Origin of the sequence: Pedobacter sp. (genome assembly GCF_045628745.1) — a bacterium.
Lineage (GTDB): Bacteria > Bacteroidota > Bacteroidia > Sphingobacteriales > Sphingobacteriaceae > Pedobacter.
Genome location: NZ_JAZQPU010000364.1, coordinates 1 through 9,121 on the forward strand (window position 1 = coordinate 1; position 9,121 = coordinate 9,121).

Sequence of the window (9,121 nt, forward strand, 5' to 3'; positions counted from 1 at the left end):
GTAGGCGTGATTTCGTTTAACCAGTTAATGATTCTGTCTTCCCGTAAACGGCTTTGCTGGTGATCAGGAGAACCTAAATGAAAATCTGAGGCGAAGTATATATTTTTTGTCATCAATGGAAACAAAGATAATCTAATTTCATTTTGTTGTTGATTAAAAAAAGTACGACAAGTTATCTAGATTATTTCTTAACATACGCTTATTATAGACAATTTTTGTAAATTCGCACCAAATTTAAATACATGATTTCTACAGATATAGCCATCATTGGCGCCGGCCCCGTAGGTTTATTTGCAATTTTTGAAGCAGGACTATTAAAAATGCGCTGTCATTTAATTGATTATTTACCACAAGTTGGGGGGCAACTTTCAGAAATATACCCTAAAAAACCTATATACGATATCCCAGGTTACCCTACCGTATTAGCACAAGAATTGATCGATAACCTGATGGAGCAGGGTAAACCCTTCCATCCTGGCTTTACCTTAGGCGAACGCATTGAAGGTTTAGAGAAACGTGCAGAAGGTGATTTTGTACTGACCACAAATATGGGAACCATCATAGAATCAAAAGTTGTTGTTATTGCTGGCGGCTTAGGCTGCTTTGAGCCTCGTAAACCTGCTGTTATGGGTTTAGAGCAATTTGAAAATGGCCGCGGTGTAAACTACATGATTCTCGATCCTGAACAATATCGAGGACAAAAAATGGTGATTGCCGGTGGTGGTGATTCAGCTTTAGACTGGACTATCTTCCTAGCAGACATCGTTGAAGAATTAACCTTAGTACACCGCAGCGAAAGTTTCCGTGGTGCACCAGATTCAGTAAATAAAGTAATGGCCTTAGCTGAAAGCGGTCGTATTAACCTTATTCTAAACAGTAACCTGAACTCCGTAACTGGTTCCGGAAAGCTTGAAAATGTAGAGATTATCCATAATAAAACTTTAGAAACTACTAATGTTGCTGCAGATCATCTGATTCCTTTATTCGGCTTAAGTCCTAAATTAGGCCCTATTGAGCAATGGAACCTGAACATCAACAAAAGTGCTATTGAAGTAAATACTGACGATTACTCTACCAACATCCCGGGTATCTACGCTATTGGCGACATCAATACTTACACCAATAAATTGAAATTGATTCTTTGCGGTTTCCACGAAGCTGCATTAATGAGCCACAGTGCTTACCAATACATGAACCCTGGTATTAAATATACCATGAAATATACCACCGTTAATGGTGTAAGTGAATTTTAATTATGGAAGCGAATAACATCAATATACACGTACAAAATCCTGATGGCAGTTTAACTACTTTGGAAGCACCCGTTGACATGGGTTTAAGCTTAATGGAGTATTTAAAAGCTTGTGACTATGATATCCTTGCCACTTGCGGTGGAATGGCATTATGTGCCACCTGCTGTGTAGACGTTTTGGAAGGTGAAGATAAGTTAAATGAAATGTCTGATGATGAATATGCCATGTTAGACACCTTACCAGATGTATTACCGAACTCCAGATTAGCCTGTCAGCTACAATTGAGCCCGGCAATGGATGGTTTAACCGTAAAATTACACGGAGGCTTAAACTAAGTTTATCCTCTTTAATGATAAAAACAAGCAATCAGTGGTTAAGCTTATCAAAGCATAATCATTGGTTGCTTGTTCTGTTTAACAAGGATGTATATAAATTACAACCTGTTTCCTTCTGGATCAGCCAGGGCTTTATTTATCGTGAATTCCACATACTTCCTGTCTCTTTTGATCAACTGCATCAGCTGCAGAACCAATTCTTCTTCTTGCCCTGGATTAAAAGGAAGCTGCTCATTGACCAACTCACGGTATTTTCTTAAAAACTTGATTTTAACTTTTGGTGCTGTTTCAGCGGTAAGTGTAAAATTTGCCATGCTGCAAAAATATGAAATATAGTAATACAAGGTATATAAAAGGCTATTCCAAATTAATGAAATAGCCTTAATAATATTGTAAAATAAGAATTGTAAAAACCTATTTAACAGTTAATGTTAAAGCCAGTTTTTTAGTCAAGGTGTTTTTGTTAACCACTTCAACTTCTACTGAAATCTTTGAACCTGTAGCCAAACCTGCAGGAACTGTGTATGGAATTAACAATGAATCTGTACGACTCACTGTAGAATATGCTTTTTGGTAAGCAGTGGTGGAAACCAACTGCTGTGCGCCTGTGCCCACAGCAGATCTTAAATTGATTTTATCCATTGGCTCATCAGACCAGTACCTTAAATCTAACTGTAAAGGACTGCCAGCTGTAACACTTATTGTGTTTGGAGCCTTAACTGTAAAAGATGCAATGACAGGAACCTTTCCTATAATCGTAATGTTATCTTGCAACCATTGATCTGGAGCATTCTTTTTACAGGCAGACGCAAATAGGGCGATAGCCATAAGTGCTGTAATGATTTTAAAATTAGTATGTTTCATGATGTTCTTTTCAAATGTTAATTAAATAACCAAAGTTTCTGCGCCTGGTCTGCAATTTTTGGAACATTAGGGTTCCTGCCTGGCTCATTATCGGCATATTTACCTCTCTGCACAAAAACATTACCTAATAGATTTTTGTAAGGTTTTTTCAATCCAGGGTATATAGCTGCATCATACTGGTATCTTCTCATATCAGTCCATGTTTCCATTTGTAAAAACAAAGCGATATATTTTTGAAGCATCACATCTGTTAAAGTGATGTTTCCACCTTTAGTAATGACAGGGTTATTAATATAGGCATCAACATCTGTATTGCTCACACCCAGCTTTAACATGTTACCTTTGATTCCATTGATATAAGCGGCATATGCTGCTGCTTTATCTGTATTAATTAAGGCCTCGGCTTTAATAAACTGCATTTCTGCATATGTAAGAATTGGCACTACCGATGCCCTTGCGCCATAAAAGGTTTTTTCGGTAATATCTGCATTGGCAAGATTAGCATCCTGCTCTGTATTTAAAGCACCAACCGGGCGACCAACATAAGTTGCAGCACCTGCATTATCAAACAGTTTCGGCATTCTTGGATCAATTACACCTGCAAAGTATCCTGTTCCATTCATTAAATTAACAATGAAATACGAAGGACGGGCAGATTTTGAAGCCGGCACCGTATTACCTAAGTTAGTAAACCAAGGACTTGGTCTGTCTTGAGAATACGTCAATTGTAAATCTGCTGCACCTTGTTGATTATCAACTGAAGCGGCGATATCTGCAACAGCTTTAGCCGCATTAGCGGGATCTTTTTTAGATAGATGCAAATAATAACGAGCCCTTGCACCATAAGCTACTTTTTTCCAGTTCGCAATTACACCTTTGAAAATCAAATCATTTGCAGTACTTACCTGTAATGAAGCAGTGGCTGGTACTGGTTTTTCAAAATCAGCAATAGCACCATCAAGTAATTCCTTTAAAGAATTATTGTAGATATTTTCCTGTTTATCATATTTAGGACTTGGAACGGTAGCACCTTGGAAAGCTTCGCTATACGGCAAATCTCCCCAGATGTCTGTGCTTTGCATTAGAGTTAAAGCAAACAATACTTTACCAATACCTGCATATTGTGGTGCACCAAGCGTTTCTGCACGCGTAATCATGTCCTTGATATTTGGCAAGGCATCTCTGTATGCAGATTCCCAAATATTGTCAAAACCATATGGATTGTAAGAATCAATATTTGCTTCATAAGAGTTAAATCCAGCAAGGTATTGTGGGTAATAGTTTCCATATTGTCCTGCATTAAAGAAGGACGTAGAAGTAAATTGTATAGAGGAAGCTAATAATCCGGGAAGATTAGCTTGCTCTACTGTAAGTCTCGATGGATCATCATTGATGTCCAGCGACTTTTTACACGCGCTAAAAACTACCGTAACGGCAATAAAAAGGGTGAATACTTTTATATTGAATGCTTTCATCATTTCTAAAAATTAACATTTAAACCAACAAATATATTTCTGGTAGCAGGCACACCTGTACCCACATAACCTACTGAGTTTGATCCTGAGCCATAAGCACTTGCTTCTGGGTCAAATCCATTAAAGGAGGTACTCAACCATAAATTGTTTGCCGTAACAGACACTGAAGCGGACCTGATAAAGGATTTCTTTAACCACATCTTAGGCAAGTCATAAGAAAGTGATACATTCTGTAACCTGATCCATGATGCATCCTGGAAACCATTGTTTTCCGCAGACAATTTATATGGATAACTCTGTGAGTAAAAATTCTGGTCAATCAGAACCGTTTTGTCATTAGCCACATATACAGGGCTTTCAACAGTACCTACATTTTTAACACCTTTAAAGATTACCTGTACATCTCTTAATTGTGTCTCTGCACCTATACCTGTAGAAAAACGTTGTGTTTTTGGAATATCAAATACATCTCCACCTTTTTTAATATTGAACAAGAAAGAGAAAGTTAAGCCTTTATAAGTTAAACTACTTCCTATACCACCTACCCAATCAGGATAAGCATTACCGATCAGGTAATTTTCAGAAAGTGGCGCAGGGATAATTGGATATCCGTCAGCACCAATTACTAACTGACCTTCATATTCACTATTTGCATCTGTAACGCGAGTGTAAGGCCAGCCATACCAATCTCCCGGACGACCGCCCGTTTTGATGATTTGTTTTACCCAAGGTGACTCAGGGTTAAATTGAATTTCACTTACTCCTTCTGGCATTGACAATACGCGGCCTTTAGTTCTTGACCAGTTGGCATTGATATCCCATTGGAAATCTTTTGAATTAATGATGTTAGCATTTAACAAAAACTCCAATGACTTGTTACGGATTTCTCCAGCATTGGTAACATAAATATCAAAACCAGAAGCATAACTAATAGGCACAGGAACAATCTGATCAATACTGTTCAAGATAGCATAATTGGCATCAAGGGTAAGTTTGTTTTTAAAGAATTTAAATTCACCACCAAATTCCAAGCCTTTCGTACGCTCTGGACGAAGGTTTTCAGAACCTACTTTTACATCTCTTCTGATACCCGTTACCCCACTAAACGCCTGCATAGTAGAATAGTATAATCCTACCTGGTAAGGATCTGCATCTTTACCAACTTCTGCATACGACGCTCTTAACTTACCAAAGTTAAAGATCGGGTTATCCTGAAGACCTAAAGTCTCGGTAAAAACATAGGATAAGCTTGTTGAAGGGTAAAAGAAAGAACGGTTATTAACCGGTAAAGTAGACGACCAGTCATTTCTTCCGGTCACATTTAAAAATACTGTATTGTCATAACTTAAAGTCAAATCACCAAAAACACCAATGATGTTTTTCTTTGATGGAGCAGTTGTAGTTGTATAAACATTGTAGTTGTTAATACTTTCAACATTGTTAACTACCGCCTGTGCACCATTTAAAGATAAGTTAGTCCTGTCGATATGTGTAAAAGAGTGACCTAATAAAAAGGTAGCCATCCATTTTTCACCAAGTTGTTTCGTTGCTCTGGCAAAAAAATTAGAGTTGATTTCACTATAGCTAATTCTTTGCTCAGTCATAGACCCTAAGTTGCTGATCAGTAAACCTTTTTCATTATAAACTTGTCTGAAATCTGTATAATTATCTATACCTGCTTTATAGTTAAAAGTTAACCAGTCAGCTGCTTTAAATTCTACACCAAGGTTTCCAATGATCCTGTTCACATTATCCTTCATAAAGGCATTTTCTGTAAAATAGGTAGGATTCTGAATAGAGCCATTATAGGTTTTTTCACTGCCATCAGCATTTAAATAATCAGATGGGTTAACCGTATTCGTATGGCGCATTAAGTAAAATATCGTACCTGAAGACACCCCTGTTCTTGGGTTTTGACCACCAGAGTTAATGTAATTGGCAGAACCTTCAAACTTAAATTTGTCTGATGCTTTCAAGGTTCCTGCTAACCTGATGGATGTTTTACCGTACTCAGAGTTGGGTACAATACCTGTTTGATCAGAGTTGGAGATCGAAGTAAAGTATGTTGCCGATTCATTACCTCCACTAAAGGTAAATGAATTTTGTGCCTGATGACCCGTCTTAAAAAACTCATCATAAGGATTATAGGTTGGAAGCCCTTCAATTTTCGGTCCCCAGGTGTTCACACTGGAAACATAAGCACCACCATTACCATTACCATATGTAGTTTGGATTTCAGGGGTCATATTTACCTGATCAAAACTATAGGAAGATTTAAAGCTAAAGCTAGGTTTTCCGCTTTTACCAGATTTAGAGGTAATGATCACCGCACCGTTTGCTGCTCTTAATCCGTATAAAACAGAAGCTGCAGGACCTTTTAATATAGTCATCGTTTCAATATCTTCTGGATTGATATCCGCTGAACGATTGGTATTCTGGAAGTTATCTCCCACCTGATCTGTATTATTGGAAATAGGAATTCCGTCAATAACAAATAAAGGCTGGTTATCTGCTGATGGATTTAAGGAGTTGATCCCGCGGATCTGAATTCTTGAACCCGCACCTGCAGCACCACCTGTGCTAGTGATCTGCACACCAGAAGCTTTACCTTTTAAGGCGTTCACTAGATTAGACTGGTTGGTATTGGTAATCTGATCAGCTTTAATTTCCTGCGTTGCATAACCCAAGGCTCTTTTTTGAACCTTCACACCCAATGCTGTTACCACTACCTCATTTAAATTGGTAGAACTGCTTTTCAGAACTACATTGATAACAGTTTGAGTACCTACCACTTTTTCCTGGGCAACCATGCTGATATAGCTGTAAACTAAAACATCTGTTGGAGCCGCTTTGATGGAATAAGTACCCTCTCCATTGGTTTGTACAACCGTTGTAGCTCCTTTAATTTTAATCGAAACACCTGGAATGGGTAGCCCATCATCACTAGATGTAACTTTTCCGGTCACAATTACCTGTTGCGCAAACGCAGGGCTTGCTAGCAAAATAATGCACCAGAATAATAATAGTAGTTTTCTGTTCATATTGATTTACTGGTTAAATGATTTTTTTTTCATACCTGCAATGTGAAATTGTTCATTAACTGTTGCTTATTTTTGAAGCTAACAGCAAATCAAACACGCACATACATGCAAATATTTAAAGTTTAGTAAAGATTAACAATGTTTTTTTACAAAAAAAATAATAGTCCGACATATTTATTGCTAATATCAATTAAAATATCCGCAAAAACCTGCATATCAGATTATTAATGCTTTTAATAAAATTTTTAAAATCTCCATAAAAAAAAGGCCGGCTTAAATTGAAATTTAAGCCGGCCTCAAAAAATTTCAAGACTCCTCTGCTAATCTTTTACCACAAACGCCAATCCATTGCCAATACTGGCTTCTTTTCCTGTGGTGGGTTTACTTAAAGACTTCCACACTTTTTGACTAGCATCCCTGATCGTCACAGAAGATGAAGCGCCACCATTCATGTTCACGGCATCAACTACGCCTAAACAAGCCATGATATCTGCAAGATTTGATATGCTCATGCCATTTGAATATTCAGCTTGCGATCCATCTACCACAATTGCATAGGCAACTTTATCAGCAGTATAACCAAATGCAGTTCTAGCTGTAATGGTCACATCTGTTGTTGTTGCTTTTGTATTATTATCCACTAACCAGCCCAGAGAACCTACAGCATTTTTAATATTGCTGTATACAATTGGTCTGTCAACACCTTTAACATCTTTACCTCCTATTTTTACGGTTTTATCAAAGTAAGAAGCAATAAAAGTTCCTGTAGTAGGCACAGTAGTTTTAACGCCTATGCCATTTACATAATATGCCAGTTGGGTCACCTGCTGCTGTATAAACACTTCCATTGATAGCCGCCATAATTTTAGTACCTGCAATTTCATTGTCTTTTGCCATTTCCGATATTGGCTGAACGCCATATATAAGGTCATTGTACGGACTGATGGTTTGCAACTCCAGCTTGGCATTTTTTAAATCTGCTTCAATGATAAACATAGAAACAGGAAGTTTATCAGGTCTTTTAAAAACAATAGAAGTACGGAATAATCCTTCCGCCATCTTAATGGTAGTATCCGAAACAAAAGTACCTATCACTGCTGTTTTCTCCATTATTTTGGTCGTCATAGCGGTGATATCTTTATCTACTTTCACCACCTCTTCTTTTACCGGTACTTCCGGTTCCACAATTTCCTTATCTTTACTACATCCAGACATTGCTAATGCAGCGAGCATCACTAGAAACGAATGCTTTATCATCTTGTTCATTTTTCCATGGTTTAACTTGTTCATAACTGTCTCCTTCTTATCTAATGTGGAAGAAAGAAAGATAGGGTTTTCTTGGTACCGTCGTAATTCCATTATACCCAAGTGCATATATGGTATACGTTCTTTGGTTAAGCAACGTACTCGCACTGGTGTAATTGGCAATAACAGTCGCATTGGTTACCGCAGCTCCTGCAGGCCTGATTTTCCAGGTTCTTGCCGATGCCCTATTGATGGTAAAATAATCACTGATCTTGAGGTAACTGATATTAGACGCAACCAGTTTATCTGCAGTCACCACATTAGCACTTTGTCCGTAATACAAATCAATGGCCGGAACGTTAGGCATTAAATTAATAAACCTATAGGTTGCATAACCAGAATCAGGCTTTGCAAAGCTCTCTTCGGTCAATACCGTTTTGGTAAAGGCAGCCGTATCAGTGATGTGGGCAACATATTTCTTTCCTTGTTCAATGTTGATGGTTGTAGAATAAAGCTCCACTGAATCTAAACCAATATCAACCTTATAAGGTAAGGCAACGGTAAGCTTCACCTGCCCAGGATCAACGGTTAAATAGTCAGCCCTCACATCACCATAAGTGTTATAACCACCTCCCGGAAAAGGAGTTCTTCCCTGAATAAGTGATGTAACTCTTCTTCCGTTAAACTTGATAATCGCAAAGCGATTGTCGTTGTACAGCGAAGCGTAGTTGAGTTTAATCAAGGGCACTTCAGGCCCTATTTTTTGTATGTCTCCATAGTCTATGGCGTTTTTCTCACATGCAGAAAGAAAAAGGAGAAAGGAACAAATTATATATAGAATGGTATATCTTTTCATATTGAATAAATTAAAGTTAATTAAGGCTGGCTGAACCATGTTTCTTTGGTCA

The 9,121-nt window shown here is 37.8% G+C and carries 9 protein-coding genes and 1 pseudogene; 2 read left to right on the forward strand and 8 right to left on the reverse strand.

Annotation, left to right across the window (positions count from 1 at the left end):
* Window positions 1-113: pseudogene (locus ACR2F7_RS13285) on the reverse strand (UDP-2,3-diacylglucosamine diphosphatase); the annotation flags it as partial.
* A 129-nt stretch (window positions 114-242) separates the two neighbouring features.
* Here ACR2F7_RS13285 and ACR2F7_RS13290 point away from each other — a divergent pair.
* Both ACR2F7_RS13290 and ACR2F7_RS13295 read left to right on the forward strand, forming a co-directional pair.
* Window positions 243-1,253, forward strand: a complete 1,011-nt coding sequence (locus ACR2F7_RS13290; protein WP_432714040.1) for an NAD(P)/FAD-dependent oxidoreductase — start codon at window positions 243-245, stop codon at window positions 1,251-1,253.
* Between the two features lie 2 nt (window positions 1,254-1,255).
* Window positions 1,256-1,588 carry a 2Fe-2S iron-sulfur cluster-binding protein gene (locus tag ACR2F7_RS13295; protein WP_432714041.1) on the forward strand — a complete coding sequence of 111 codons (333 nt, stop codon included), beginning with the start codon at window positions 1,256-1,258 and terminating at the stop codon, window positions 1,586-1,588.
* 98 nt (window positions 1,589-1,686) lie between these two features.
* Here the strand turns inward: ACR2F7_RS13295 and ACR2F7_RS13300 are convergent, their stop codons facing one another.
* From ACR2F7_RS13300 to ACR2F7_RS13330, 7 genes are all read right to left on the reverse strand, one after another.
* Complete coding sequence (locus ACR2F7_RS13300; RefSeq protein ID WP_432714042.1) at window positions 1,687-1,902, reverse strand: hypothetical protein; 216 nt, start codon at window positions 1,900-1,902, stop codon at window positions 1,687-1,689.
* Window positions 1,903-2,002: 100 nt separating this feature from the next.
* A complete protein-coding gene (locus ACR2F7_RS13305; RefSeq protein ID WP_432714043.1) occupies window positions 2,003-2,452 on the reverse strand; it encodes a hypothetical protein in 450 nt (149 codons plus the stop codon).
* Window positions 2,453-2,469: 17 nt separating this feature from the next.
* Entirely contained in the window at window positions 2,470-3,930 is a 1,461-nt protein-coding gene (locus tag ACR2F7_RS13310; RefSeq protein ID WP_432714044.1) for a SusD/RagB family nutrient-binding outer membrane lipoprotein, read from the reverse strand.
* A 2-nt stretch (window positions 3,931-3,932) separates the two neighbouring features.
* On the reverse strand, window positions 3,933-6,968 hold the full coding sequence (locus tag ACR2F7_RS13315; protein WP_432714045.1) for a SusC/RagA family TonB-linked outer membrane protein: 3,036 nt from the start codon (window positions 6,966-6,968) through the stop codon (window positions 3,933-3,935).
* 320 nt (window positions 6,969-7,288) lie between these two features.
* The gene (locus ACR2F7_RS13320) at window positions 7,289-7,792 is read right to left on the reverse strand and encodes a phosphodiester glycosidase family protein (protein ID WP_432714046.1); all 504 of its coding nucleotides are present in this window, start codon (window positions 7,790-7,792) and stop codon (window positions 7,289-7,291) included.
* Window positions 7,752-8,234 (reverse strand): hypothetical protein, encoded by a 483-nt coding sequence (locus tag ACR2F7_RS13325; protein WP_432714047.1) that lies wholly within the window; start codon window positions 8,232-8,234, stop codon window positions 7,752-7,754. Before ACR2F7_RS13325 ends, ACR2F7_RS13320 begins: the two co-directional genes overlap by 41 nt.
* Window positions 8,235-8,271: 37 nt before the next feature.
* The coding region (locus ACR2F7_RS13330; protein WP_432714048.1) for a DUF4397 domain-containing protein at window positions 8,272-9,121 on the reverse strand (850 nt) is incomplete at its 5' end.

Coding starts and splice junctions, on each gene's coding strand:
- ACR2F7_RS13290 (WP_432714040.1), top strand. CDS start 243: ATGATTTCTACAGATATAGCCATCATTGGCGCCGGCCCCGTAGGTTTA.
- ACR2F7_RS13295 (WP_432714041.1), top strand. CDS start 1,256: ATGGAAGCGAATAACATCAATATACACGTACAAAATCCTGATGGCAGT.
- ACR2F7_RS13300 (WP_432714042.1), bottom strand. CDS start 1,902: ATGGCAAATTTTACACTTACCGCTGAAACAGCACCAAAAGTTAAAATC.
- ACR2F7_RS13305 (WP_432714043.1), bottom strand. CDS start 2,452: ATGAAACATACTAATTTTAAAATCATTACAGCACTTATGGCTATCGCC.
- ACR2F7_RS13310 (WP_432714044.1), bottom strand. CDS start 3,930: ATGATGAAAGCATTCAATATAAAAGTATTCACCCTTTTTATTGCCGTT.
- ACR2F7_RS13315 (WP_432714045.1), bottom strand. CDS start 6,968: ATGAACAGAAAACTACTATTATTATTCTGGTGCATTATTTTGCTAGCA.
- ACR2F7_RS13325 (WP_432714047.1), bottom strand. CDS start 8,234: ATGAACAAGATGATAAAGCATTCGTTTCTAGTGATGCTCGCTGCATTA.